The 23,355-nt window shown below is 67.5% G+C and carries 22 protein-coding genes; 8 read left to right on the forward strand and 14 right to left on the reverse strand.

Features of this window, described 5'->3' with window-relative positions:
- Positions 1–77: 77 nt before the first annotated feature.
- Together E6C72_RS07985 and E6C72_RS07990 are read left to right on the forward strand one after the other, a co-directional pair.
- Entirely contained in the window at positions 78–1,748 is a 1,671-nt protein-coding gene (locus E6C72_RS07985; RefSeq protein WP_247875860.1) for a methyl-accepting chemotaxis protein, read from the forward strand.
- 164 nt (positions 1,749–1,912) lie between these two features.
- Positions 1,913–2,377, forward strand: coding sequence for a hypothetical protein (locus E6C72_RS07990; protein ID WP_109087161.1), 465 nt, complete (start codon positions 1,913–1,915; stop codon positions 2,375–2,377).
- 38 nt (positions 2,378–2,415) lie between these two features.
- On the opposite strand, the gene lipA is transcribed toward E6C72_RS07990, so the two are convergent.
- From lipA to E6C72_RS08025, 7 genes are all read right to left on the reverse strand, one after another.
- A complete protein-coding gene (gene lipA / locus E6C72_RS07995) occupies positions 2,416–3,336 on the reverse strand; it encodes a lipoyl synthase (protein ID WP_109087160.1) in 921 nt (306 codons plus the stop codon).
- Positions 3,336–4,445: a 2,3-butanediol dehydrogenase gene (locus E6C72_RS08000; RefSeq protein ID WP_247875859.1), complete on the reverse strand. Its 1,110-nt coding sequence runs from the start codon at positions 4,443–4,445 to the stop codon at positions 3,336–3,338. The genes lipA and E6C72_RS08000 overlap by 1 nt, the downstream gene beginning before the upstream one ends.
- A gap of 47 nt (positions 4,446–4,492) precedes the next feature.
- Positions 4,493–5,278, reverse strand: a complete 786-nt coding sequence (locus tag E6C72_RS08005) for an SDR family NAD(P)-dependent oxidoreductase (RefSeq protein WP_109087158.1) — start codon at positions 5,276–5,278, stop codon at positions 4,493–4,495.
- A gap of 93 nt (positions 5,279–5,371) precedes the next feature.
- Positions 5,372–6,496: an acetoin dehydrogenase dihydrolipoyllysine-residue acetyltransferase subunit gene (locus E6C72_RS08010; protein ID WP_199228822.1), complete on the reverse strand. Its 1,125-nt coding sequence runs from the start codon at positions 6,494–6,496 to the stop codon at positions 5,372–5,374.
- A 120-nt stretch (positions 6,497–6,616) separates the two neighbouring features.
- Positions 6,617–7,651 carry an alpha-ketoacid dehydrogenase subunit beta gene (locus tag E6C72_RS08015; protein WP_109087157.1) on the reverse strand — a complete coding sequence of 345 codons (1,035 nt, stop codon included), beginning with the start codon at positions 7,649–7,651 and terminating at the stop codon, positions 6,617–6,619.
- A gap of 43 nt (positions 7,652–7,694) precedes the next feature.
- A complete protein-coding gene (locus E6C72_RS08020; protein ID WP_109087156.1) occupies positions 7,695–8,678 on the reverse strand; it encodes a thiamine pyrophosphate-dependent dehydrogenase E1 component subunit alpha in 984 nt (327 codons plus the stop codon).
- A 32-nt stretch (positions 8,679–8,710) separates the two neighbouring features.
- Positions 8,711–9,778, reverse strand: a complete 1,068-nt coding sequence (locus tag E6C72_RS08025; RefSeq protein ID WP_109087155.1) for an ATP-NAD kinase family protein — start codon at positions 9,776–9,778, stop codon at positions 8,711–8,713.
- A 332-nt stretch (positions 9,779–10,110) separates the two neighbouring features.
- Between E6C72_RS08025 and E6C72_RS08030 the strand changes: the two genes are divergently transcribed.
- Complete coding sequence (locus tag E6C72_RS08030; protein ID WP_109087154.1) at positions 10,111–11,514, forward strand: FAD-linked oxidase C-terminal domain-containing protein; 1,404 nt, start codon at positions 10,111–10,113, stop codon at positions 11,512–11,514.
- A 155-nt stretch (positions 11,515–11,669) separates the two neighbouring features.
- Entirely contained in the window at positions 11,670–11,942 is a 273-nt protein-coding gene (locus tag E6C72_RS08035; RefSeq protein WP_109087153.1) for a hypothetical protein, read from the forward strand.
- 83 nt (positions 11,943–12,025) lie between these two features.
- On the opposite strand, the gene E6C72_RS08040 is transcribed toward E6C72_RS08035, so the two are convergent.
- Entirely contained in the window at positions 12,026–12,505 is a 480-nt protein-coding gene (locus E6C72_RS08040) for a YaiI/YqxD family protein (RefSeq protein WP_109087152.1), read from the reverse strand.
- Positions 12,506–12,667: 162 nt separating this feature from the next.
- On the opposite strand from E6C72_RS08040, the gene ettA reads away from it, so the two are divergent.
- Positions 12,668–14,344: an energy-dependent translational throttle protein EttA gene (gene ettA, locus E6C72_RS08045; RefSeq protein ID WP_109087151.1), complete on the forward strand. Its 1,677-nt coding sequence runs from the start codon at positions 12,668–12,670 to the stop codon at positions 14,342–14,344.
- A 93-nt stretch (positions 14,345–14,437) separates the two neighbouring features.
- Here the strand turns inward: ettA and E6C72_RS08050 are convergent, their stop codons facing one another.
- The 4 genes from E6C72_RS08050 to E6C72_RS08060 all read right to left on the reverse strand — a co-directional run bounded on the left by E6C72_RS08050 (position 14,438) and on the right by E6C72_RS08060 (position 17,797).
- Entirely contained in the window at positions 14,438–15,535 is a 1,098-nt protein-coding gene (locus tag E6C72_RS08050) for a YsnF/AvaK domain-containing protein (protein ID WP_109087150.1), read from the reverse strand.
- Between the two features lie 5 nt (positions 15,536–15,540).
- Positions 15,541–15,981, reverse strand: coding sequence for a YsnF/AvaK domain-containing protein (locus E6C72_RS08055; RefSeq protein WP_109087149.1), 441 nt, complete (start codon positions 15,979–15,981; stop codon positions 15,541–15,543).
- Between the two features lie 19 nt (positions 15,982–16,000).
- On the reverse strand, positions 16,001–16,141 hold the full coding sequence (locus tag E6C72_RS31720; RefSeq protein ID WP_158280202.1) for a hypothetical protein: 141 nt from the start codon (positions 16,139–16,141) through the stop codon (positions 16,001–16,003).
- A gap of 156 nt (positions 16,142–16,297) precedes the next feature.
- A complete protein-coding gene (locus E6C72_RS08060; RefSeq protein WP_109087148.1) occupies positions 16,298–17,797 on the reverse strand; it encodes a pentapeptide repeat-containing protein in 1,500 nt (499 codons plus the stop codon).
- Between the two features lie 159 nt (positions 17,798–17,956).
- On the opposite strand from E6C72_RS08060, the gene E6C72_RS08065 reads away from it, so the two are divergent.
- Complete coding sequence (locus E6C72_RS08065; protein WP_109087147.1) at positions 17,957–19,228, forward strand: MFS transporter; 1,272 nt, start codon at positions 17,957–17,959, stop codon at positions 19,226–19,228.
- Positions 19,229–19,293: 65 nt separating this feature from the next.
- On the opposite strand, the gene E6C72_RS08070 is transcribed toward E6C72_RS08065, so the two are convergent.
- Both E6C72_RS08070 and E6C72_RS08075 read right to left on the reverse strand, forming a co-directional pair.
- Complete coding sequence (locus E6C72_RS08070; protein WP_247875858.1) at positions 19,294–19,971, reverse strand: phospholipid-binding protein MlaC; 678 nt, start codon at positions 19,969–19,971, stop codon at positions 19,294–19,296.
- A 200-nt stretch (positions 19,972–20,171) separates the two neighbouring features.
- The gene (locus tag E6C72_RS08075) at positions 20,172–20,957 is read right to left on the reverse strand and encodes a VacJ family lipoprotein (RefSeq protein WP_169055136.1); all 786 of its coding nucleotides are present in this window, start codon (positions 20,955–20,957) and stop codon (positions 20,172–20,174) included.
- Between the two features lie 478 nt (positions 20,958–21,435).
- Here E6C72_RS08075 and E6C72_RS08080 point away from each other — a divergent pair, with 478 nt between their 5' ends.
- Together E6C72_RS08080 and metF are read left to right on the forward strand one after the other, a co-directional pair.
- Positions 21,436–22,431: a metalloregulator ArsR/SmtB family transcription factor gene (locus E6C72_RS08080; RefSeq protein WP_109087144.1), complete on the forward strand. Its 996-nt coding sequence runs from the start codon at positions 21,436–21,438 to the stop codon at positions 22,429–22,431.
- Positions 22,428–23,333: a methylenetetrahydrofolate reductase [NAD(P)H] gene (metF, locus tag E6C72_RS08085; RefSeq protein ID WP_109087143.1), complete on the forward strand. Its 906-nt coding sequence runs from the start codon at positions 22,428–22,430 to the stop codon at positions 23,331–23,333. Before E6C72_RS08080 ends, metF begins: the two co-directional genes overlap by 4 nt.
- Positions 23,334–23,355: the final 22 nt, after the last annotated feature.

Genomic DNA, 23,355 nt, shown 5'->3' on the forward strand with positions numbered 1-23,355 from the left:
GATTAGTTGGTCTTCCAAAGACTGTTTGGATTTACGCCGGGGGGCGACCGATGATTAGGTGGTTTGGCAATCAAAAGATGATCGTGAAGATCCTCGTACCCGTGATCATGCTGTTGATCTTCATGGGAGCGATCGCCGCGACGGCGCTCCAGCGTCTGGAAACGGTTCAGAAGGTTTCCAAATATGCGCTGACCGTCGAGGCGTCGCGGCGCGCGACCATTCTCGATATCGGCCGTCATCTCAATGCCGCGACCATCGCCGAAAAGAACGCGATCCTAGAGAAGAGTAACGATGAGACGCGTCGCTTCGCCGCGATGTTCAACGAGTCGATGGCGCTGGCGGACAAGGCGATCGCCGACCTCGCCCAGACGGCGGACAGCGATGTCCGTCGGGAAACCGGTGTGAAGATCAAGGCTCTGGTCGATGCCTACCGCCAGAACGCCTTGAAGGTCATCGACCTGGCAACTCAGGGCAAGGACGATGACGCCTTCGCCCTCAGCGCCGGAGAGGGTGCGAAGACCCGTCGTGCCGCGTCGACCCTGATCGACGAGCGTGTCGAGATCAACCGCCAGGGGGTTGAGAAGTCCATCCAGCAGGCTCGCGCCGTTACGGAAGAGACCCATGACACCGTCCTGGCCCTTTCGATCGCCGGCGTGCTGATCGGGCTGGCGCTGTCGCTGTCCATCGTCGTCTATCTGATCGTCCGTCCGCTGGGCCGGATCACCACGGCGATGGCCCGTGTCTCGCAGGGCGAACTGGACTTCGCGATCGACGGGACCGATCGCCGTGACGAGGTTGGACTGCTTGCCCGTACGCTGGATGTGTTCAAGGGCAATGCGCTGGAGGTCCGGCGCCTGACGGCCGAGCAGGAGGAGCAGAAGGCGCGTGCGGAGGCGGAGCGCAAGGCCGAGATGCGCCGGCTCGCCGACCGGTTCGAGGGCAGCGTCAGCACCATCGTCCAGAATGTCGCGTCTTCCGCCACCCAGATGCAGGGTGCGGCCGGAACCCTGTCCTCCTCCGCAACCCAGTCCACCGCCCAGGCGACGGCCGTGGCGGTGGCGTCGGAGCAGTCCAGCGCCAACGTCCAGACGGTCGCATCGGCAACCGAGGAACTGGCCGCTTCCATCCTGGAAATCGGGCGTCAGGTGTCGAACCAGAGCGCCATTTCGGCGACCGCGGTGCAGGAGGCCGACCGGACCAACGCCAGCATGCAGTTGCTGGTCGATACCGCCAACCAGATCGGCGCGGTGGTCGATCTGATCAACTCCATCGCCGGACAGACCAATCTGCTGGCCCTGAACGCCACCATCGAAGCGGCGCGTGCCGGTGAGGCCGGCAAGGGCTTCGCGGTGGTGGCCAGCGAGGTGAAGGCGCTGGCCAGCCAGACCGCCCGCGCGACCGACGAGATCCAGGCCAAGGTGAAGGAGATCCAGACCGCCACCACCGGCGCGAAGGAGGCGGTTGCCGGCATCTCCGGCATCATCAGCCGGATGAGCGAAATCTCGTCGGCCATTGCCGCCGCCATCGAAGAGCAGAATGCGGCGACCGCCGAAATCTCCAGCAACGTCAACCAGGCGGCCCGCGGTACCGAGCAGGTGTCCACCAACATCGTCGGCGTGACCAGGGCCGCCACCGAAACCGGTGCCGCCGCCGATCAGGTGCTGAGCACCGCCAATGTCCTGGCGACGGAGGCCGACCGGTTGAAGGCGGAGGTCACGAACTTCATCGCCACCGTCCGCGCGGCCTGACGGGGCCGTCCGATCGGCACCTTTTTTCGTTTCTGCCTTCGCTTCCGGGTTGCCGTCCATCGGCGGTGCGGTCCGCTTCTGCGAAATCCACGCCGCCGATGGATGAGTGCGTGTCGGTGGGCTGTTGATACCAAGTGACGGTAATCCACAGCGGGGCACCCACCATGATACGGCGTTCCATTCTGCTCGGCTGCCTGCTGGCCGCCGTGACGGCCGCTTGCACCCCAAGTCCACGGTTCGAGACGACGACGAACTATTTCTCGCCGGTCAGCGAGGCCGGGAAGCTTTGCGTCGCCCAGTGTCGACAAGCGCAATCCATCTGTGACTCCGCGAAGGAGCTTGCCCTGCAGACTTGCCGGGCAGAGGGGCTCACCCGCGCCCATGCCGACTATCGTGCCTATCTCAAGTCATTGCCTAAGGATTACAACAAGAAGAAGATGAAGACTCTCAGCGATTTCGAGCGGGAAATCAGCTGCTCCAGCAATCTTTATTGCTCTTCCGATTACGATCAGTGCTTCAAGGCCTGCGGCGGCCGGATCGAGCAGCAGACCTTTTGCGTCAAGGATTGCAAGCTGATGAAGCCGCCACAGCCGGACGGGGTCGCGGTCGGGCCGAAGACCGCCCTTTGAAGACCGCCCTTTGAAGACCGAAGACCGCGCTGTGAAGCTCAGCCCTTCGTTCCCGCCCGCCGCCGCAACTCGTCGAAGTCGCGGCCGGCATGGTGGGAGGAGCGGGTCAGCGGCGTCGCCGACACCATCAGGAATCCCCTGGCGCGCGCAACGGTGGCATAGCGCTCGAACTCCTCCGGCGTGACGTGGCGGGCGACCGGGTGATGATTGGGGGTAGGGCGGAGATACTGGCCGATGGTCAGGAAATCGACGCCCGCCGCCCGCAGGTCGTCCATCACCTGCAACACCTCCGCCGGTTCCTCGCCCAGTCCGACCATGATGCCCGACTTGGTGAAGATCGACGGATCGCGCTCCTTCACCCGCTCCAGCAGGCGGAGCGAGCCGTAGTAGCGCGCCCCCGGCCGCACATCGGCATAGAGCCGCGGCACGGTTTCCAGATTGTGGTTGTAGACGTCCGGCCGGGCATCGGCGACCGTCTCCAACGCTCCCGGCTTGTTGCGGAAATCGGGGGTCAGCGCCTCCACGGTCGTTTCGGGTGCGGTCTCGCGCAGGCGGCGGATGCAGCGGGCGAAATGCGCCGCACCGCCGTCCGGCAGATCGTCGCGGTCGACCGAGGTGATGACGACATGGGCGAGGCCAAGCTCGCCCACCGCCTCGGCCAGCCGGTCTGGCTCGTGGGGGTCGAGTGCGTCCGGCCGGCCGGTGGCGACGTTGCAGAAGGCGCAGGCCCGCGTGCACACGCTGCCCAGGATCATCACCGTCGCATGCCGCTTGCTCCAGCATTCACCGATGTTGGGGCAGGCGGCCTCCTCGCAGACCGTGTTCAGGCCGTGGCGGCGGACGAGCGACTGCGTGTCCTCGAACGCCGCCCCGCCGGGGGCGCGGGCGCGGAGCCAGACCGGCTTCTCGGCCCGGTGTTCCGGGCGGGCGGCTTTCATGTGCATCACGGGCAGGGCCATCAGTGGACGAGCTCCGGCTGTTCGGCGGCAAGGGCCGCCTGGGGCTGGACGATGATCTTCACGTTGCGGTCCTTGTGGGCGACCAGTTCCTCGAAGCCGCCGCTGACGATGTCGTCCAGCGTGATGCGGCCGGTGATCAGCGGCTGCACGTCGATGCGGCCGTCGGCGATGAAGCGGATGACGTCGGCGAACTCGCCATTGTAGGCCAGCGAGCCGATGACCTGCTTTTCGGTGGCGACGATCTCGAAGAAGTTGAAGGAGCTGGGTTCCTCGAAGATGCCGACCAGCACCGCCTTGCCGGCCTTGCGGATCACGTCGATGGCGAGCTTCGCGGTGTCGCGGTGGCCGATGCACTCGAACGACACGTCGGCGCCGTAACCGCCGGTCAGCGCCTTCACCTCCGCCACCGCATCGCACTCCTTGGGGTCGAGCACGATGGAGGCACCGACCTCCAGCGCCTTGGCCTTGCGGGCGGCGGACATCTCCAGGACGATGATCCGCCCGGCGCCGGCCGCCTTCGCGCACATGATCGTGCACAGGCCGATGGTGCCGGCGCCGACCACCACCACGGTCTCGCCGACGATGCTGCCGGCCTTCTTCACCGCATGCATGCCGACCGCCAGCGGCTCGATCAGGGCGCCGGCCTCGGTCGGGAAGCCGTCGGGCAGCTTGTAGAGCAGTTCGGCCGGGACATTGACCAGGCTGGCGAAGGCGCCGTTGTTCATCAGGCCCGTGAAGGCCAGCTTCTCGCAGATGTTGTACATGCCGTGCTTGCAGTAATAGCACTCGCCGCAATGCTGGCAGGCGTCGGCCGCCACCCTGTCGCCGACGGCAAAGCCGGTCACGCCCTCGCCCAGCGTCGCGATCTCGCCGCTGAACTCGTGGCCGAGGATGCATTGCCCCTTCAGGCCGGTCAGCGGGTGGGGCGTGTCGACGGGGATGAAGACCGGGCCGGCGACATACTCATGCAGGTCGGACCCGCAGATGCCGCACCAATGGACCTTGATCTGCACCCAGCCGGCGGGCGGGGCGCCCGGCAGCGGCACGTCTTCGACCCGGATGTCCTTGCGGCCATGCCAGACGGCGGCCTTCATCGAAGTGGCACTCATGGTGTTGTCCTCCGGTTTTATCGTTGTGGGGCGAGCGGTCGGGACGGTCAGGCGAACACCATCCCGCCATCGACCAGCAGGGACTGGCCGGTCATGAAATCGCTGTCGGACGAGGCGAGGAAGCGGGCGACGCCGACCAGATCGTCGGGGCGCGACGGCCGGCCCAGCACGGCGCCGGCGGCGAACATGTCGAAGGCCTCGTTCTCCGACTTGGTGATGCCGGTGTCGCGGAAGCCCTGGTCGATGATCTTCCACATCTCGGTCGCCACCACGCCGGGGCAGATGGCGTTGGCGGTGATGCCGTCCTTGCCGAAGCCGCGGGCGGCGGCCTGGGTCAATGCCACGACGGCGAATTTGCTGGCGGAGTAATGGGCCAGCGGTTCGTAGCCCTGCTTGCCGGCAATCGACGCGGTGTTGACGATCTTGCCGCCGCCGCCTTGCTTCTTGAACGTCTTGATCGCTTCCTGCATGCCGATCAGCACGCCGAGCGCATTGACGTCGTTGACCGTGTGCCAGTCGTCCTCGGTGATGTCGAGGAAGGGCTTGGTCTGGGCGATGCCGGCATTGTTGAAGAGGACGTCCAGCCGGCCGTGCGCCTTCACCGTCTCGTCGATCATGCGGCGGACGGCGGCGCGGTCGCGGACATCGACGGTGACGGCGATGGCGCTGCCGCCGGCCGCACGGATGGCCTCGGCCACCTGTTGTGCGTCGGCCGCGTTGCGGTCGGCGATGGTCAGCTTGGCACCGTCAGCGGCCAGCGCCTTGGCGATGGTGGCGCCGATGCCGCGGCCGGCGCCGGTGACGATGATGCTCTTGTCCTTGAGATCGGGCATGAACGGTCTCCTGCCGACGCGCGGACGGGTGGTCCGCACGCCGGTGGCGAGGGTTTCAGGAACCGGAAAAGGGGCGGGAAGGGGCTGGCCTCCTCAGTCCGCCTTGGCGATGTGGTCCTTCAGCAGCGCGTTCACTTTGCCGGCCGCCTCCATCTGCACCATGTGGCCGGCGCCGGGGATGACGGCGACCTGGGCCGTGTTCGCCAGCGCCTGGGCATGGTCGGCGGGGATGACGCGATCCTCCTCGCCCCACACCACCAGCGTGGGCGTCCCGGCGTCCGCGATCCATGAGGCAAGCACGCTGGCCTGCCGGCCCTCGGCGAACAGCGATGCCGACAGCGCCCGCAGCGCCTCGTCCACCCCGTCGAGCCGCTTGTACTTCAAGAGGTCGTCAACCATCTGGCGGCTGACAAGACCGCGGTCGGCGAACAGAGTCTCCAGGACCGGCTTCAGGTCGCGGCGCGATGTCGCACCGACGAATCCCTGGATGTAGCCATGGTCGATCTGCTCGCCGAGGCCGGCCGACGCGATCAGCGACAGCGACGCCACCCGGCCCGGCGCGTCGAGCGCGGTGCGCATCGACACCGCCCCGCCCATCGAATGGCCGACGAAATGGGCGCGCTCCACCCCGACCGTATCGAGGAAGCCCAGCACTGCCTTCGACAGGCCGGACAGGCTGGGGTCGGCGATCTGCTTGTTCGACTGGCCGTGGCCGGGCAGGTCGAGCGCGTAGACGGTGGCCTTCTCCGCCAGCGCGTCGATGGTGAACAGCCAGTTGTCGAGGTCGCCGCCGAAGCCATGGACCAGCAGGACGGTGGGCCCGCCATCGCCGCGTTTGGCATAGCGGATGGTGCCGGCCGGGGTTTCGGCGGTGTGGTATTGCGGGCCGGCCTCGGCCTCGCCGTCGTCTTCGCTGGCCGGGACGGCATAGGCGTTGATGAAGGCATCGATGTCGTCGTCCGGCACGTCGGGTTCGGCCAGAACCGCGATCAGCGCCTTGACCGGATAGACGGTGCCGGGTTCGCCCAGCACCCGGCGCAGCACGCCGGTCTCGCCCGCTTCGACCACATTGGTGATCTTGTCGGTCTCGACCTCCAGCAGCTCATCGCCGATGGAGATGGTGGATCCCGGCCGCTTCAGCCAGCCGGTGACCTTGCCCTCCGACATGGACAGGCCCCATTTCGGCATGACGATGGGCTTGATGCGCTCGTTCAACATGGAACTCGGTCTCCTGGGAATGCTTTTTTGCTTCGCGCACACCCCTCCCGTCACTCCCACGGAGGCGGGAATGAGGGAGCGGGGCGGTTCATGCGTGCCGTGTGGTGTGAGGCCGGTCTGTCAGGCCGCGATCCGCGGCGACGCGCCCTTGGGCGACAGGGTGCGCTTCACGGCGCTGGCGATGCTGTCGGCGCTGGGGACGTAGAGATCCTCCAGCGACGGCGCGAAGGGCACCGGGGTGTGCGGCGCCGTCACCATCTGGATGCCGGCCTTCAGCGCACCGAAGGCGTTCTGCCCGACGAAGGCGGCGATGTCGGTGGCGAGGTTGCAGCGCGGGTGCGCCTCGTCTACAACCACCAGCCGGCCGGTGCGCTCGACGCTCTCGACGATGGTGTCCCAGTCGATCGGCGACAGGGTGCGCAGGTCGATCACCTCGGCCTCGGTGCCGTCCTTCGCCAGCGCCGCCGCGGCTTCCATCGCGCGATGAACGGTCAGGCCGTAGCTGACGATGGTCACGTCGTCGCCGTCGCGCAGCACGTTCGCCTCGCCGAACGGGATGGCGTAGCTCTCGGTCGGAACCTCGCATTCCAGGCCGTAAAGGTTCTTGTGCTCGCAGAAGATGACCGGATCGTTGTCGCGGATCGACTGGATCAGCAGTCCCTTGGCGTCATAGGCGTTGCTGGGGCAGACCACCTTCAGGCCGGGAATGTGGGTGAACAGCGGGGTCAGCATCTGCGAATGCTGGGCGGCGGCGCGGAAGCCGGCGCCGACCATGCCGCGGATCACCACCGGCGTCTCGGCCTTGCCGCCGAACATGTAGCGGAACTTGGCGGCCTGGTTGAAGATCTGGTCGAAGCAGACGCCCATGAAGTCGAGGAACATCAGCTCCGCCACCGGTCGCAGCCCGCAGGCGGCGGCCCCGATGGCGGCCCCGATATAGGCGGATTCCGACAGTGGCGTGTCCATCAGCCGGTCGCCATGCTTGGCGTACAGCCCCTTGGTGACGCCCAGCACGCCGCCCCAGGCATCGTCCTCGCCCTTCGCACCGGTGCCGCCGACGATGTCCTCGCCCATGACGATGACGGTGGGGTCGCGGCGCATCTCCAGGTCCAGGGCCTCGTTGATCGCCTGCTTCATGCTGATCTTGCGGGACATGTGTTTCCTCCGCGCGTTTCGCGTCTCTTGGATTGGGGTTGGCTCAGTAGGCGACGTAGACGTCGCGCAGCAGGTCTTCCGGTGCCGGCAGCGGGGCGGCCTTGGCGGCGCGCGTGGCGTCCTCGATCAGCGCGTTCACCTCGCGGTCGATGGCCTGCAGCTCGTCGCGGCCGATCACCCCGGCCTCGATCACCCGTTCCGACAGGATGGTCAGGCAGTCGCGGGACGCGCGGATCGCCTCCAACTCACCTTTGGCACGGTAGGTCTGGGCGTCGCCCTCGAAGTGGCCGTAGAAGCGGACCATGTTGCATTCCAGCAGGGCCGGGCCGCCGCCGTCGCGGGCGCGGCGGATGATCTCGCCCGCCGCCTCGTACACCGCGAAGAAGTCGGTGCCGTCCACCGTGACGCCCGGCATGCCGAAGCCGGTGGCGCGGTCGACGTAGCTGTCACAGGACACCGCCCATTCCATCGCCGTGGATTCGGCATAGCCATTGTTCTCCACCACGAAGACCACCGGCAGGTTCCAAACCGCGGCGAGATTCAGGCTTTCCAGGAAGGTGCCCTGGTTGGACGCGCCGTCGCCGACGAAGGTGATGCCGACGCCGCGGTCGCCGCGCACCTTGGCCGCCAGCGCCGCGCCGCAGATCAGCGGCGCCCCGGCCCCGAGGATGCCGTTGGCGCCCATCATCCCCTTGGACAGGTCGGCGATGTGCATCGACCCGCCCTTGCCCCGGCAGGCGCCGGTGCTGCGGCCATAGATCTCCGCCATCATCGCGTGGACATCGACGCCCTTGGCGATGCAGTGGCCGTGGCCGCGGTGGGTGGAGGCGATGCGGTCGTTGTCGTTCAGGTGCATCATGATGCCGGTGGCGCAGGCCTCCTCGCCGGCATAGAGGTGGACGAAGCCGGGGATGTCGCCCTTGGCGAAATCGACGTGCAGCCGCTCCTCGAACTCGCGGATCGTCCGCATGGTGCGGTAGGCCTTCAGCAGCTCGTCCTTGCCGAGGGGAAAGGGATTCTGGGCCATGAGGTGTTTTCTCCCTGATTGATGTTTGGTGGTTAGAAGGCGGCGGCGACGGGCACCGGGGTGCCGGTCAGCAGCCTGTTCTGGCCGGCGTGCCGCATGACTGCGGCGACGTTGACCGTGCGGAAGGCGTCGTCCCTCAGCGTCAGGGACAGACGGTCGCGTTCGCTGAAGGACAGTTCGCGCTCGCCATCCAGCGCGATGGAGCCGGCGGTGACCTCCGGCACGAAGGCCACGTCGGCCGGCATGCGGCGCCAGTCGGTGATGCCGACCTGGGCCATCATTCCAGGCGCGATGGGGGCGTGGAGGGTGGTGGTGCCCTTGCGGCAATCCCCGTCCGGCGACAGCCGCACCATCAGGCCGCCGCTCTCGTCGCGGCCGACGGGTTCCAGCAGTCCGGCGATGGCCGACATGCCGATCACCTCGGGGTCGGCGAAGGTGACGTAGAGTTCGCGGAAATTCTCGGTCCGCCACAGGGCGCGGGCGCCGATGTAGCGCTCCGTCACCAGGGCGACATCGACCAGCGCCATCTCGGTGACGGCGCCGCCGTTCGCCCCGTTGATGAGGGAGACGTCGATGCGCTTGTTGGCGGAAAACGCGATGTGTGGCGGCACCCGGCCGGTGACCGCCAGCCCGGTGGCGAGCCCGGTGATCGTCGGCTCCCGATGTTCGGGGAAGGCGTTGTTGGTGCCGGTGGAGATGCCGGCGATGGGAACCGTCCCGCAGTCCGCCGCCACCGCCCGGTGGGTGCCGTCGCCACCCAGCACCACCAGCGCCGACACGCCGGCCCGCCGCATCTCGGCGGTGGCGCGGTGGGTGTCGGCGACGGTGCCGGTGATCGGCATGGCGACGGGATGGAGGGCCGGGTAGATGCCCTCGCCTTGCGACCTCGCCCGCATCATGCCACGCTCGACATGGGCGCGGATGCCGCCATTCTCCGGCATCATCAGAACGTCGCGGACGCCGCAGGCATGCAGGGCCGCCAGCACCCGCAGCAGGATGTTCGCCCGGTCGGCGATCTGCAGGCTGGTGGCGTTGGCGACGACCCGGCGGATGTCGCGGGCGGAAACCGGATTGGCGACAATGCCGACGACCGGAGCCAAGATGACACCTCCCCCTCAGTGCGGCGCGCCGCTGATCGACGCGCGGTTCGAGGGGGTAAGAGCAACCGCCGTGCCAGATGGTCAGTTCAGCGGATTTTCTTGATTTTCAACGGTTCAAGGCGATGCGGTGGGGTGGGGCGTTGCAACAGGTGTTGCAGGGACTGTTGCGCCGCCGGTGCAACAGGTGTGGCGGTGCGCTCCTGCATCTGCGGCCAACCTGTGGCACCCCGGCATTCCACCCTTGCGCATCGCCTGTCTTGCCAAGCACTTGCCCGCCGCCTTAGCCTCGCTTGGTCATACCAATGAACCACCGACCGGGGAGGACAACACCCATGACCGTCATCGCCACCACCCAGCCGCGCGCGGCCCTGACCGAGGAGGCTCGGGCCGAGCTGACGGCTCTGCTGGGCGACCGGTTCACCACCTCCCTGCCGGTGCGCGAGCATCACGGCAAGGACGAGTCCTATCACACCCCCTGTCCGCCGGATGGCGTTGCCTTCGCCAACTCGACCGAAGAGGTCAGCGCGATCGTGAAGATCTGCGCCAAGCACAAGCTGCCGATCATCCCCTTCGGCACCGGCACCTCGCTGGAGGGCGGCATCGCGGCGCTGGCCGGCGGCATCACCATCGACCTGTCGGGCATGCAGCAGATCCTGCGCGTCAGCGCGGAGGATCTGGACGTCACCGTCCAGGCCGGCGTGACCCGCAAGCAGCTGAACGAGCATCTGCGCGACACTGGCCTGTTCTTCCCCATCGATCCCGGTGCCAACGCCTCGCTGGGCGGCATGTCGGCGACACGGGCCAGCGGCACCAATGCCGTGCGCTACGGCACAATGCGCGAGAATGTGCTGGGCCTGACCGTGGTGCTGGCCGACGGCCGCGTCATCAAGACCGGCGGCCGGGCGCGCAAGTCGGCGGCCGGCTATGACCTGACCCGCCTGTTCGTCGGCTCCGAGGGTACGCTCGGCATCATCACCGAGGTGACGCTGAAGCTCTACGGCATCCCGGAAGCGATCTCGTCGGCCGTCTGCGCCTTCCCGACCATCAAGGGCGCGGTCGACACGGTGATCCAGACCATCCAGGTCGGCGTCCCCGTCGCCCGCATCGAACTGCTGGACGAGGTGCAGATCGACGCCGTCAACAAATACTCCAAGCTCGACTACGCCGTCGCCCCGACCCTGTTCTTCGAGTTCCACGGCACCGAGGCCGGTGTGAAGGAGCAGGCGGAGATGGTGGCCGCCATCGCCGCCGAGCATGGCGGGATGGAGTTCGCCTGGGCCACCCGGCCGGAGGACCGGACGAAGCTGTGGCAGGCCCGGCACGACGCCTATTACGCGGCGCTGGCTCTGCGTCCGGGCTCGAAGGGCTGGCCGACCGACGTCTGCGTGCCGATCTCGCGGCTTGCCGACTGCATCCTGGAAACCAAGCAGGATCTGGCCGAGTCCAACATGCTGGCGCCGATGGTCGGCCATGTCGGCGACGGCAACTTCCACCTCGTCTATGTGCTCGACCCCGAGAATCCGGCCGAACTGGCGGAGGCGCAGCGCCTTGCCGACAAGATGGTGGGCCGTGCGCTGGCGATGGGCGGCACCTGCACCGGCGAGCACGGCATCGGCTATGGCAAGATGGCGTTCCTGGAGCAGGAAACCGGGGAAGCATTCGCCGTCATGGGCGACCTGAAGCGGGCTTTCGATCCGGATAACCTTCTTAATCCGGGCAAGGTCGTCAGGGTCTAATCACAAGCGAATCTTTGTGCGCTTACAATGTTCGGGCTAATCCTTAAGGATTAGTCTTTGCTTGTTCGACGTTGATTATCGCTCCTACCATTGGGGATGCCGACAGTCGGCGCGGTGCAGCGATCCCGCTGCGCCGCCCAATGTGGAGTCCGGTCATGAAATCTGCCGCTCTCGCTCTTTCCTTTGGTCTCCTGTCGCTCGGCCTGCTGTCCGCCGGTGCGCCCGCCATGGCCGACGACAACGCCAAATGGGTGGCCCAGTGCATGAAGGACAATGCCGACGCCAAGGTCCCGGAATCGGTCGTGAACAAGTATTGCGTCTGCATGAACGACAAGATGGACAACAACGAGACGCGCACCATCACCCAGTGGGAAAAGGCCAATCCCGAAGCCCGCAAGGCCTGCGAGAAGGTCGCCGGCTGGGAGTGATCGGCGGTTTCTTCCGTCGCCAGATCGGATAGGAAGGCCCGGTTCCCTCCGGAGCCGGGCTTTTTCCTTTCACCGTCAGCGCATCACCGGAACTTCGGCCGCCGTCCCGCCTTCAGCGCCTGCACTGCCTGATCCAGCGTCTGGAGGAACTGCGACTTGTCGCGCTGGCTCATCGGTGCGTTGCCGCCACTGACCACGCCCATGTCGCGCAGATCCTGCATCAGCGCGCGGGTCGCCAGCGCCGAACCGACGCTGTCCGGGGTGAAGGGCCGCCCGGTCGGGCCTATCACCACCGCGTTCCGCTTCACGCAGCGGTCGGCCAGCGGGATGTCCGCCGTCACCACAACGTCGGTCGGGCCGGCATGTTCGGCGATCCAGTTGTCGGCGGCGTCGAAACCGTCGCTGACCACCACCAGTTCCGCCAGACACTCCGTTGGCAGGCGCAGCGGCGCATTGGCGACCAGCCAGACCTTGCAGCCGGTGCGGCCGGCGACCTTGTAGACCTCGGCCTTGACCGGACAGGCGTCGGCATCGACGTAGATTTCGACCTTGGGGCTGACCAATCCTTTTCCTCCCGATTCGGCCCGATCCCGGCCGGGCGGCTCAACAAGGTTTCATGAAAGCCCCTTATGCGCTAAAACCGGACCCTAGCGACAGGGTGCCGTAGAACCGCAAGGACTGGGCGGCGCCAATTCTCACATCTTTTCGGAAGGTCGGAGCGGCGCATGGCGTCCTACCAGTATGTCTATGTCATGAAGGGCCTGACCAAGGTCTATCCTGGCGGCAAGAAGGTTCTCGACAACGTCTGGCTCTCGTTCCTGCCGGGTGTGAAGATCGGCGTGCTCGGCGTCAACGGCGCCGGTAAGTCGACCCTGATGAAGATCATGGCCGGTCTGGACAAGGATTATTCGGGCGAGGCCTGGGCCGCCGAGGGCGCCAAGGTCGGCTACCTGCCGCAGGAGCCGCAGCTCGACCCGACCAAGAACGTCCAGGAAAACGTCATGGAGGCGCTGAAGGAGACGAAGGCGCTGCTCGACCGCTTCAACGAAGTGTCGAACCTGATGGCCGATCCGGATGCCGATTTCGACGCGCTGCTGGCCGAACAGGGCGAGCTGCAGGAGAAGATCGACGCCGCCGACGCCTGGGACATCGACCGCACGGTCGAGATCGCCATGGACGCCCTGCGCTGCCCGCCCGGCGACGCCGACGTGAGCAAGCTGTCGGGCGGTGAGAAGCGCCGCATCGCGCTCTGCAAGCTGCTGTTGGAAAAGCCCGACCTGCTGCTGCTCGACGAGCCGACCAACCACCTCGACGCCGAATCGGTCGCCTGGCTCCAGAAGCATCTGGAGGACTACAAGGGCACCGTCGTGCTGGTCACCCACGATCGCTACTTCCTGGACAGCGTCACCGGCTGGATCCTCGAACTCGACCGCGGCGCCGGCATTCCGTGGGAGGGCAACTACTCCTCCTGGCTGGAGCAGAAGCAGAAGCGTCTGGAGCAGGAAGGCCGCCAGGAAGAGTCGCGCCAGAAGCAGCTGGCCACCGAACTGGAGTGGATCCGGCAGTCGCCGCGTGCCCGTCAGGCCAAGAGCAAGGCCCGCATCACCGCCTACGAGACGCTGCTGGCCGAAAGCGGCAAGGAGCAGTCGGGCGAGACGCGGATCGTCATCCCGGTGCCGCCGCGCCTGGGCAACGTCGTCATCGAGGCGGAGAACATCGCCAAGGGCTTCGGCGACCGCCTGCTGATCGACGGCCTGTCCTTCCGCCTGCCGCCGGGCGGCATCGTCGGCGTCATCGGCCCGAACGGCGCCGGCAAGACCACGCTGTTCCGCATGATCACCGGGCAGGACGGGCCGGACGCCGGCACCTTCCGCGTCGGCGACACGGTGAAGCTGGGCTATGTCGACCAGAGCCGCGACAGCCTCGACGCCAAGAAGACGGTGTGGGAGGAGATCTCCGACGGGCTGGATCTGGTGGAACTGGGCAAGAAGACCATGCCCAGCCGCGCCTATGTCTCCAGCTTCAACTTCCGCGGTCCGGACCAGCAGAAGAAGGTCGGCCAGCTGTCGGGCGGTGAGCGCAACCGCGTCCATCTCGCCAAGATGCTGAAGTCCGGCGCCAACGTCCTGCTGCTCGACGAACCGACCAACGATCTGGACGTCGACACGCTGCGTGCCCTGGAAGACGCGTTGCAGACCTTCGCCGGCTGCGCCGTGGTCATCAGCCACGATCGCTGGTTCCTCGACCGCATCGCCACCCACATCCTGGCCTTCGAGGGCGACAGCCACGTCGAATGGTTCGAAGGCAACTTCCAGGACTACGAGGCCGACAAGAAGCGCCGCCTGGGCGCCGACGCCGACCAGCCGCACCGCATCAAGTACAAGCCGCTGGTGCGCAGCTGAGCCCGGCTGCCGATCCTGTAGGCTGAACGGAAAAGGCCGCCCCCTCCGGCTGGAGGGGGCGGCCTTTTTCATGCCTGCGAACGGTTGGGCCGGTCAGCGGGTGACGTCGTCCGTCCGGTCTGTGCGGCGGTCGCGCAGCTTTTCATCCCGCGTGTCCTCGATCTCGACCTCGGTGCGGCGGACGGTGTCGCGGACGCTCTGGGCGCGTTCCTCGACATCCTTGCGGACCACGACCGTCTCGCGGACATGGGCGGTCTTGCTGACCACCGCCTCCTCGTCGGTCTCCGTCACCTCGATGGTGCGCTCGCGGAAGGCGTCGGCGGGAACCTCGGCGCTTCCCTCTGCCAAGCCGCCGGGGCGGCGTTCGACGGTGACGGTCTCGTCGCGCAGGCGCACCTGCTCCTCGACCGGGGTCTCGACGACATAGCTGCGGACGCGGACCCCGCCGCGCTCGACGCTGCGCTTGCCGACGGTGACCTTCTCCTCGACGATCGGGATCTGCTCTTCCCGTCCCACTTTGCCGGTGCCGGTGCGGGTGCTGTCGGTGTTCACGTCGCGCATGGCGGCGGCGGCACCGGTCAGGCCGGTTCCGGCGGTGGTGCCGCTCGTGGTATCGATGGCGGTATGGCCCGGCGAGTAGCGCAGCCGCTCTTCCTCGGCCGACTGCTCGTCATAGTAATCGGCGGTCTCGTCGTAGCCGGTCCAGCCGGCTGTGCGATAGGCGCTGCCGCGTTCCTCGACATCGACCACATTGCCGCGCTCCAGCACCTCCATGGCGCGGTCGACATCCTCTTCGTCCAGTTGGACCTTCAGCAGCGAGCCACCGCGGCGCACCCCCTCGGCATAGACCTCCGCATCCCGGTTCGGAATGCCCCAGCCGGCCAGCCGGGTCAGCATGCCGCCGGTGCCGGTCGTGGTGGTGCCCAGCCCGGACTCCAGCGCGTTTCCGGTGCCCGGCACCGTGTTGGGCGAGGCGACATAGCCGGTGGCGGCGGAAGCAGCCCCCGTATAGGTGCCGCTGCCGCTCCAGCCGCCGCTGGACAGGTCGCCCCTGGACAGGTCGCCCCTGGACAGGTCGCTGTGCGACAGGATCTCGATGGCGCCGGACTCGAAGCCGGCCGCCTGCAACTCGCGGGAGGCGGTTTCGGCTTCGGATCGGTGGTCGTAGAGGGCGACGATGGTCTTGGTCATCGGCTTTACTCCTCAGACGGTGTTTGATTGGGGAATTGGGCGGGGGAGGGCGGGGTGATCACACGCTCCACCACCGCGTCTTCGGAACGCAGGGTCACGGGCTGCTCGACCTCGACGGTCCGCCGACTCTTGCGGATGTGCAGTTCCTCGCGGAGCACCAGACGGCGTTCCACCACCAGCACCTCTTCGACCAGCGGGATCACCGTCACGTCCCCCTCCTGGCGGATACCGGGGTGGGCGTCGATCTCCCGGTCGATGGGAATGCGGGTGACGGTGGCCTCTTCCTGCTCCAGCGTCTGGCGGACCATCTCCTCGCGTTCGCTGACGCGCGTGGTGACGCGGACGCGGCTTCGCTCCACCTGCTGCTTGCCGACGGTCACCGACTCGTCGTGCAGGGGAATGACCGCATCGCCTTCATCGTGGGGCGGTCCCTGATCGGCCGTCATGGCGGCAGGTGCGGCCGGATCAGCGGAACAGGAGGTAAAGGACGATCGCGACCACGATCAGGCCGAGGATGATCCACATCCAGTTCATGCCCGAACTGCCGGCTCCGCCGTCGGCGCCGTCATACACACCAACTTTTCTGGGCTTCTGCTCGTCTGCCATGGGAGCCTCCATTCGGGGATCGACCGGCGGGTTGTGCCCCCATCCGGCATGCTCCCTTCAAACAGGAGGTACCTTGGATCGTTCCGCGATCGTTTCGGAGAATCAACGATCCTGTGCAATCGAACGGTCCGGTGGAATGCCGAAGAACTGTCGGCGTCAGCCCGCCATCTTCTGGTGTTCCAGGAAGGCGGTCTTCAGCAGCGCCTTCAGGTCGTCGCCATACTGGTGGAAGCGGACCGACAGCTGCCCACGCTCCTCGTCACGATGCAGGACGACGAGGTTGGCGACGGCGGCGACCTCCTGCCGGTCGGTCAGGACGACGCGGGCCTGGAAGGTCTGACCGCGCTGGTAGGGCTGGTTGACCGCCAGCAGGCACAAGCCCCCCACCGACCAGTTGCGCGCCGGGAAGCTGCCATGGTCGGTGTGGACGACCATGCCGGGCCGGACGAAGCGCTTCTGCCGCCGCCGCTCTTCTGGCGGAGGAGGAGGGAAGGGGCTGGAGGCGCCGGGCATGTCGATGCCGGACCGGTCGGTCAGCGCCTTGGTGAACACCGCTCCGCGTACGATCGCCGACCCCATCATGGAGTCGCGCAGGTCCGCGTCGGAGAAGTCGGCGCCTTCGAAATTGGCCGGCCAGTCACGCCCGCCGGCCAGCGGTACCGGGCGGGCATCCACCCCGTTCATCAGCGTGTGCGCCAGATAGGCGCGGCGCAGGGTGGCACCGCGCAGCACGGCGTCGCGCAGGTCGGCCTCATCGAGGTCGATATAGGACAGCTCCGCCATCTCCAGGCTGGCCTTGGTCAGGCGGGCACCGGGCAGCCGGCAGCGGCGCAGCCGGGCGGCCGCCAGCGTCCGCCCATGCAAATCCGCCCCCGCCACCGACACGAGGTCGAGGTCGAGCCGCGCCCCCTCCGCCCCGCCGCTGTCGACCCAGCGTTCGTGCCGTTCCACCAGATCCATGAACTCGGCGACCGGCATGGCCGTATAGCTCGGCCGGACGATGGCGTCGGGAGGAAGGGCGAAGGGGATGAAGGTGCGGGTCAGGGTGGCGTGGTCCATCACCGTGTTGCCGAACACCGCCCCATCAAGGTTGGCGCCGCAGAAATCGGTGCCCATCAGCACGGCGGAGGTCAGTTCCGCCCCGGTCAGGTCGGCATCGTTCAGGTCGGCGCCGGTCAGGTCGCAGCCGGCGAAGTTGGCGCCGGCCAGGATCGACCGTTCCATCTTCGCCTCGGTCAGCCGGGTGGTGCCGGTGCCGCGCGCTCCCTTCTGGCCCCCATCCTGCATGCCGCTGTCCACCAGCTCGCCCGCGCGGAAATCGGCGCCGCGCAGGTTGGCGTCGGTCAGCAACGCGCGGTGCAGGTTGGCGCCGCGCAGATCCGCTCCGGTCAGGATGGCGGCGGACAGGTTCACCGCCTCCATGTCGGCGCCGAACAGGTCGGCCTGCGACAGGTCGGCCTTGACCATGCGGGCGTTGCTGAGATTGGCGCCGGCCAGTTTGGCGCCGGCCAGCGAGACCCGCTCCAGGTTCAGCCGCGACAGGTCGCGGAAGCTGAGATCGGCCCGCCGGCCGCTGGACGGCCGTCTCAGCCACGCCTGATGCGCCTGGATGATCGTCCGGAGTTCGTCGATCTCTTTCGGATCGCGTTCGGCCATGGCGTCGGGTTCCCGGATCCACCGTATGACGAAAGACAGCAGCGTCGCCGCAACGATAGCCCGTTCGTGCAGGCGCGTCACGGATTCTGAACGGCCGGACCCAAACGGCTCCGCCGGCGTTCTGCTGCCGGGGCTCTCCGTACCGATCCTGGGTGACGAATGACCGACGCCGCCGCGACCCACCGGTCGCTCGACCTGCTGAACTTCTTCCTGGCCGATGTGCGGGACGGGCTCGGCCCCTATCTGGCGATCTATCTGCTGACCGTCCAGCATTGGAACGAGGCCGACATCGGGCTGGTGATGACACTCGCCGGGCTGGCGGGGATCGCCGCACAGCTGCCGGCCGGCGCGCTCGTCGACGGCACCCGGTACAAGCGCGCCGTCATCATCGTCGCGGCGCTGCTGGTCACGGTGGGATCGCTGGCCTTGCCCTGGCTGCACGGCTTCGCCGTCGTCGCCGGTCTGCAATCGGCCGTCGGTGCCGCCGGCGCGGTCTTCCCGCCAGCCATCGCGGCGGTCACGCTGGGCTTGCTGGGACCGCGCGCCTTCGTCCGCCGGGTCGGCCGCAACGAGTCCTTCAACCATGCCGGCAATGCGGTGGCGGCGCTGCTGGCGGGGGGCGCTGCCTATGCGTTCGGACCCGTCGCCGTGTTCTGGCTGATGACTGCGATGGCGCTGTGCAGCATCGCGGCGACCGCCGGCATTCCCGCCGACGCCATCGACCACGCAGTCGCCCGCGGGCTGCATGCCTCCGCCCGGGAGGGCGGCCGCGAGGCGCCGTCCGGCCTGCGCGTCATCCTGGGCTGCCGCCCGCTGCTGATCTTCGGCGGCTGTGCCGCCTTGTTCCATTTCGCCAACGCCGCCATGCTGCCCCTGGTCGGGCAGAAGCTGGCCATGAAGGACCCGGCGCTGGGCACCAGCCTGATGTCCTTCTGCATCGTTGCGGCACAGCTGGTCATGGTGCCGATGGCGGTGCTGGTGGGGGCCAGGGCGGACCGCTGGGGGCGCAAGCCCCTGCTGCTGGCGGCGTTCCTGGTCCTGCCGTTGCGTGGCGTCCTCTACACCCTGTCCGACCACGCCGCCTGGCTGGTCGGTGTCCAACTGCTGGACGGGGTGGGCGCGGGTCTGTTCGGTGCCCTGTTCCCGCTGGTGGTCGCCGATCTGACCGAAGGCACCGGGCGTTTCAACGTCAGCCAGGGCGCCATCGCCACCCTCCAGGGAATCGGCGCCTCGCTCAGCACCGCCGCCGCCGGGCAGATGGTGGTGCGGGAGGGCTACAGCGCCGCCTTCCTGATGCTGGCCGGGGCCGCCGGGGTGGCCCTGCTGCTCGCGGCGCTGCTTCTGCCGGAAACCCGTGGCATCGCCATGACCGAGGCCGGCGAGGGGGACGCCGTACCGGGGAACACCGCGAAGGCGGCGTCGGAGGCCTGAAAAGACGAAGCCCGGCTCCTTTGCAGGGGCCGGGCTCGCTGGAAAGCAACGCTGCGGTGGAAAGGTCAGCCGGCGCGGCTGCCAACCTTCTGGCGCAGAGCCTGGATCAGTCCGTCGACCCGGCCGCCATTCTGTTCGATGACGGATGCGAATTCCTGCCGCTGGGTCACGCCCATGCTGACATTCTCCACCACCACGTCGATGATCTTGTAATCGGCGCCGTTCTTGCGCACACGCCAGCTGACATTCACCGGCGGGCCGCTTGGGCGGACGATCTGTGTCGTCACCATGCTGTCCGCCTCGCCGGCGGCAGCGACGCCGGTGATCTTGAAGGTCTCGCCGGAATACTCGACGAACCGCTCGGCATAGGTGTTGACGATCAGCTGCTCGAACAGCTTCTGGTATTCGGTCCGCTGCGCCTCGTTGGCGCTGTTCCAGTAGCGGCCCAACACCCAGCGTCCGATGTACGGCACGTCGAAGCCGGCGTACAGCAGAGTGCGGAAGCGCTGGATCGCCTGATCGCGCGGCAGGCTCTTGTCCGAGAAGGTTGCGATGGCGTCGTTCCCCAGCTTCTGGATGAACGCGCTTGCCCCCTGGTCCGCGGTCTGCGCCGCAGCGGGAGAGATGAAAGAGTGCCCGGCCCAACCGCTCACCGCGAGCAGGGCAGCGGACGCGACAAACTGGCGGCGTGTCAGCATGATGGGGCGAAAAGTGGCTGTTGCTGGGGCTTTGTCAATGGTCATTCGGCGATCATCCGGCAGTCAGCTGACGGTCATCTGGCCTTTGGAGAGCGCCGAGGACGCTTTCGGCCAGTCGTGGCGGTCCGCCTTTCGCGCCGGAAGCCGCCGCAGTCGTCCGGTCGGGACTGTCTGCGGCGGACCGCCGACGGTGTTCCATCGACGGCATCCCATCGATGGCGCCCATCGGTGGCATGGCCGGACGATCAGGGCTTCGGAGCGGTCGTGAAGTCCGGGAATTCCTGGGTCGACGGACCCTTGCTGTTGGAGATCGCCGCCTGACGCTGCTGCTGATAGAGGCTGCGCACGGTGGCGTAGAAGTCCAGCGAGTTGCGGCGCAGGTCATCCACCGACTTCAGCACTTCGGAGCGGCGGTCGACGGCGCTCACGCCGGCGCGGGTGTACATCAGGCCCTGGCCGTTGTGGGCGTAGGCCCAGATGCGGACCGGGTCGCCGACGGTGTCGACGCCATAGCCGACGGTGTCGCGCAGGTTCGAAGGGCCAAGCAGCGGCAGGACCAGATACGGGCCGTCGCCCACGCCCCAGACCGCCAGGGTCTGGCCGAAATCCTCCGGCGCGTGCGGGATGGCCGCCTGCGAGGCGACGTCGGCGATGCCGCCGGCGCCCAGGATGGTGTTGGTCAGGAAACGGCCGGTGGCGTCGGTGGCGCCATCGAAGTTGCCCTGAAGCAGGTTGTTGGCGATGTAGAGCGGCGCCATCAGGTTGTCGATGAAGTTATGGATGGCGTCGCGGATCGGATCGGGAACCACGGCGACATACACTTCGGCTGCCGGGCGCAGCGCCACGGTGTCGACGGCGTCGTTCACGGCGAAGACGACGCGGTTCGCACCTTCCAACGGATCGTTGACCTGATAGGCCCCGTCCTTCGCGCCCGAGTCGCCCGGGTTGGTCGCGCAGGCCGTGGCCGTCAGGGCGAAGGCCAACACGGTGGCCGTACGGAGGAGGGAGCGGGAAAGGCTGGCCAGCTTCATGTGCGACGGCTCTTTATCTGTGGGCTCGACTCGGTGCGGGTCGCCGCATCTCCTGTCCACAACCGAAGACCCCGATGACTGGTGTCCTCAACCCTGGCAAGGTGGCTAGGCGGTCCGGAGGAAGATTGGGCGAGATATCGCAGAATTTCCACCGTTTCCTGACCTAACACAGGCTTGGCCTTTTGACCAGCATGTGCCGGCACGGTACCGGAAGGGCGTCGGCGATTGTGTCGGCTTTGCCGCAACACGGCCGGAAAGCTTCCGTTCCACCGCATTTCGCCGCGGACCGCCTGCATCGGATGGCCTCCAGGTGGCCCTTCGGTGACCTGGTACGGAGTGTCGGCGGCGCCGGCCGCGAAAAGCGGTTTACGAGGCATAAAGATATCTTTATATCTGTATCCGGATCGGCCGGGCATGGTGCGGCGGCCGGGCATCTCCTTTCCAGGCCCCTTTTCAGGCCCGAATCGGACGTGAGGCGATGGACGATCTGCTTGCGACGCTGAAGGCGGCGGCCGAAACCACGCGGCTCAGGCTGCTGGCGCTCTGCGCGCATGGCGAGCTGACGGTGACGGAACTGACCCAGATCCTGGGTCAGAGCCAGCCGCGCGTCTCGCGCCATCTGAAGCTTCTGTGCGACGCCGGCCTGCTCGACCGCTTCCGTGAGGGCACCTTCGCCTTCTACCGCCTGGCCGAGAAGGGGCAGTCCGCCGAGCTGGCGCGCGTTCTGGTCGCCGCCATCCCCGCCGACGACGCGACCCTCATCCTCGATCTGGAGCGGCTGGACGCCATCAAGCGCTCCCGCTCGGAGACCGCCGCCGCCTATTTCCGTGAGAATGCCGCGCGCTGGCACGAAATCCGCTCCCTTCACGTTGCGGAAGGCGAGGTCGAGGCCGCTCTGCTGCGCCTGTTCCCGAAAGAGGGGGTGGAGGAGCTGCTGGATATCGGCACCGGCACCGGACGGATGCTGGAGGTGCTGGCCGGGCGCGTCCACCGCGCGATCGGGGTAGACCAGTCGCGCGAGATGCTGGCCGTCGCCCGCAACCGGCTGGAGGAGGCGGGCCTGCGCCATTGCCATGTCCGTCAGGCCGACATGTACCAGCTGCCCTTTCCCTCCGGCTCCTTCGACGCCGCGGTGATCCATCAGGTGCTGCATTACACCGAATCTCCGTCCGGCGTCCTGGCCGAGGCGGCGCGGGTGCTGCGTCCCGGCGGGCTGCTGCTGATCGTCGATTTCGCCCCCCACCATCTGGAAGCCCTGCGCGAGGAGCATGCGCACCGCCGCCTGGGCTTCGCCGACGCCGAGGTCGCCGGCTGGTGCCGCCAGTCCGCCCTCGACTGCGGCCCGGTGGTGCATCTGCCGGGCGATCCGCTCACCGTTTCCATCTGGCCGGCCACCCGTGTTGCGGCCGGCGTGCAAATTCCTTCCCCGCAAATCCAGAAGCCAGCCCACTCGCTCAGCGGAGTTCCGTCATGACCGCGCCCACCTCTGCGCTGCCGTCCATCAGCTTCGAGTTCTTCCCGCCCAAGTCGGAGAAGATGGAGCAGAGCCTGTGGCAGTCGATCCGGCGGCTGGCTCCGCTGTCGCCCGGCTTCGTGTCGGTGACCTACGGCGCCGGCGGCTCGACCCGCGAGCGCACCCACGCCACCGTCTGCCGCATCCAGGCGGAGACCGGCATTCCGGCCGCCGCCCACTTCACCTGCGTCGGCGCCACCCGCGATGAGATCGACGCCATCGCCCGCACCTATTGGGATGCCGGCATCCGCCATCTGGTGGCGCTGCGCGGCGACCCGCCGGAAACCGCGGGCGGTGTCGGCGGCAAGTATGAACCCTTCCCCGGCGGCTACGCCTATGCCGCCGATCTGGTGGCGGGGATGAAGCGCATCGCCGACTTCGAGATTTCGGTGGCGGCCTATCCCGAAGCCCATCCGGAGGCGCCGAGCGCCCAGTTCGACCTCGACAACCTGAAGCGCAAGGTCGATGCCGGCGCCACCCGCGCCATCACCCAGTTCTTCTTCGACAACGACGCCTATTTCCGTTTCCTCGACCGCTGCGCCGCGGCCGGCATCCATGTGCCGATCGTCCCCGGCATCCTGCCGATCACCAACTTCGCCCGTGCAGTGGAGTTCGCCGGCAAGTGCGGCGCGTCGATGCCGGCGAAGCTGGCCGAGACCTTCGAGGGCCTGGACGACGACCCGGAAACCCGCCATCTCGTCGCCGCGACGGTGGCGGCGGAACAGTGCCAGGCCTTGCAGGCACAGGGCGTGAACGACTTCCACTTTTACACGCTGAACCGCTCCGACCTGACCATCGCCATCTGCCGCATGCTGGGGGTGAAGGCAAAGGCCGCGCCGGCGGCGGCAGCGGTGGCCGGGTAGGGCGCGGCCGTCACGGTTTCGT

Origin of the sequence: Azospirillum sp. TSH100 (genome assembly GCF_004923295.1) — a bacterium.
Classification (GTDB): domain Bacteria; phylum Pseudomonadota; class Alphaproteobacteria; order Azospirillales; family Azospirillaceae; genus Azospirillum.

Coding starts and splice junctions, on each gene's coding strand:
- E6C72_RS08005 (WP_109087158.1), bottom strand. CDS start 5,278: ATGCCCGATCTCAAGGACAAGAGCATCATCGTCACCGGCGCCGGCCGC.
- E6C72_RS08060 (WP_109087148.1), bottom strand. CDS start 17,797: ATGGCCGAACGCGATCCGAAAGAGATCGACGAACTCCGGACGATCATC.
- E6C72_RS07985 (WP_247875860.1), top strand. CDS start 78: ATGATCGTGAAGATCCTCGTACCCGTGATCATGCTGTTGATCTTCATG.
- E6C72_RS08070 (WP_247875858.1), bottom strand. CDS start 19,971: ATGACCATTGACAAAGCCCCAGCAACAGCCACTTTTCGCCCCATCATG.
- E6C72_RS08065 (WP_109087147.1), top strand. CDS start 17,957: ATGACCGACGCCGCCGCGACCCACCGGTCGCTCGACCTGCTGAACTTC.
- E6C72_RS08075 (WP_169055136.1), bottom strand. CDS start 20,957: ATGAAGCTGGCCAGCCTTTCCCGCTCCCTCCTCCGTACGGCCACCGTG.
- E6C72_RS07990 (WP_109087161.1), top strand. CDS start 1,913: ATGATACGGCGTTCCATTCTGCTCGGCTGCCTGCTGGCCGCCGTGACG.
- E6C72_RS08035 (WP_109087153.1), top strand. CDS start 11,670: ATGAAATCTGCCGCTCTCGCTCTTTCCTTTGGTCTCCTGTCGCTCGGC.
- E6C72_RS08020 (WP_109087156.1), bottom strand. CDS start 8,678: ATGGCCCAGAATCCCTTTCCCCTCGGCAAGGACGAGCTGCTGAAGGCC.
- E6C72_RS08000 (WP_247875859.1), bottom strand. CDS start 4,445: ATGAGTGCCACTTCGATGAAGGCCGCCGTCTGGCATGGCCGCAAGGAC.
- E6C72_RS08050 (WP_109087150.1), bottom strand. CDS start 15,535: ATGACCAAGACCATCGTCGCCCTCTACGACCACCGATCCGAAGCCGAA.
- E6C72_RS08055 (WP_109087149.1), bottom strand. CDS start 15,981: ATGACGGCCGATCAGGGACCGCCCCACGATGAAGGCGATGCGGTCATT.
- E6C72_RS08015 (WP_109087157.1), bottom strand. CDS start 7,651: ATGTCCCGCAAGATCAGCATGAAGCAGGCGATCAACGAGGCCCTGGAC.
- E6C72_RS08030 (WP_109087154.1), top strand. CDS start 10,111: ATGACCGTCATCGCCACCACCCAGCCGCGCGCGGCCCTGACCGAGGAG.
- E6C72_RS08010 (WP_199228822.1), bottom strand. CDS start 6,496: ATGTTGAACGAGCGCATCAAGCCCATCGTCATGCCGAAATGGGGCCTG.
- ettA (WP_109087151.1), top strand. CDS start 12,668: ATGGCGTCCTACCAGTATGTCTATGTCATGAAGGGCCTGACCAAGGTC.
- E6C72_RS31720 (WP_158280202.1), bottom strand. CDS start 16,141: ATGGCAGACGAGCAGAAGCCCAGAAAAGTTGGTGTGTATGACGGCGCC.
- metF (WP_109087143.1), top strand. CDS start 22,428: ATGACCGCGCCCACCTCTGCGCTGCCGTCCATCAGCTTCGAGTTCTTC.
- E6C72_RS08080 (WP_109087144.1), top strand. CDS start 21,436: ATGGACGATCTGCTTGCGACGCTGAAGGCGGCGGCCGAAACCACGCGG.
- lipA (WP_109087160.1), bottom strand. CDS start 3,336: ATGGCCCTGCCCGTGATGCACATGAAAGCCGCCCGCCCGGAACACCGG.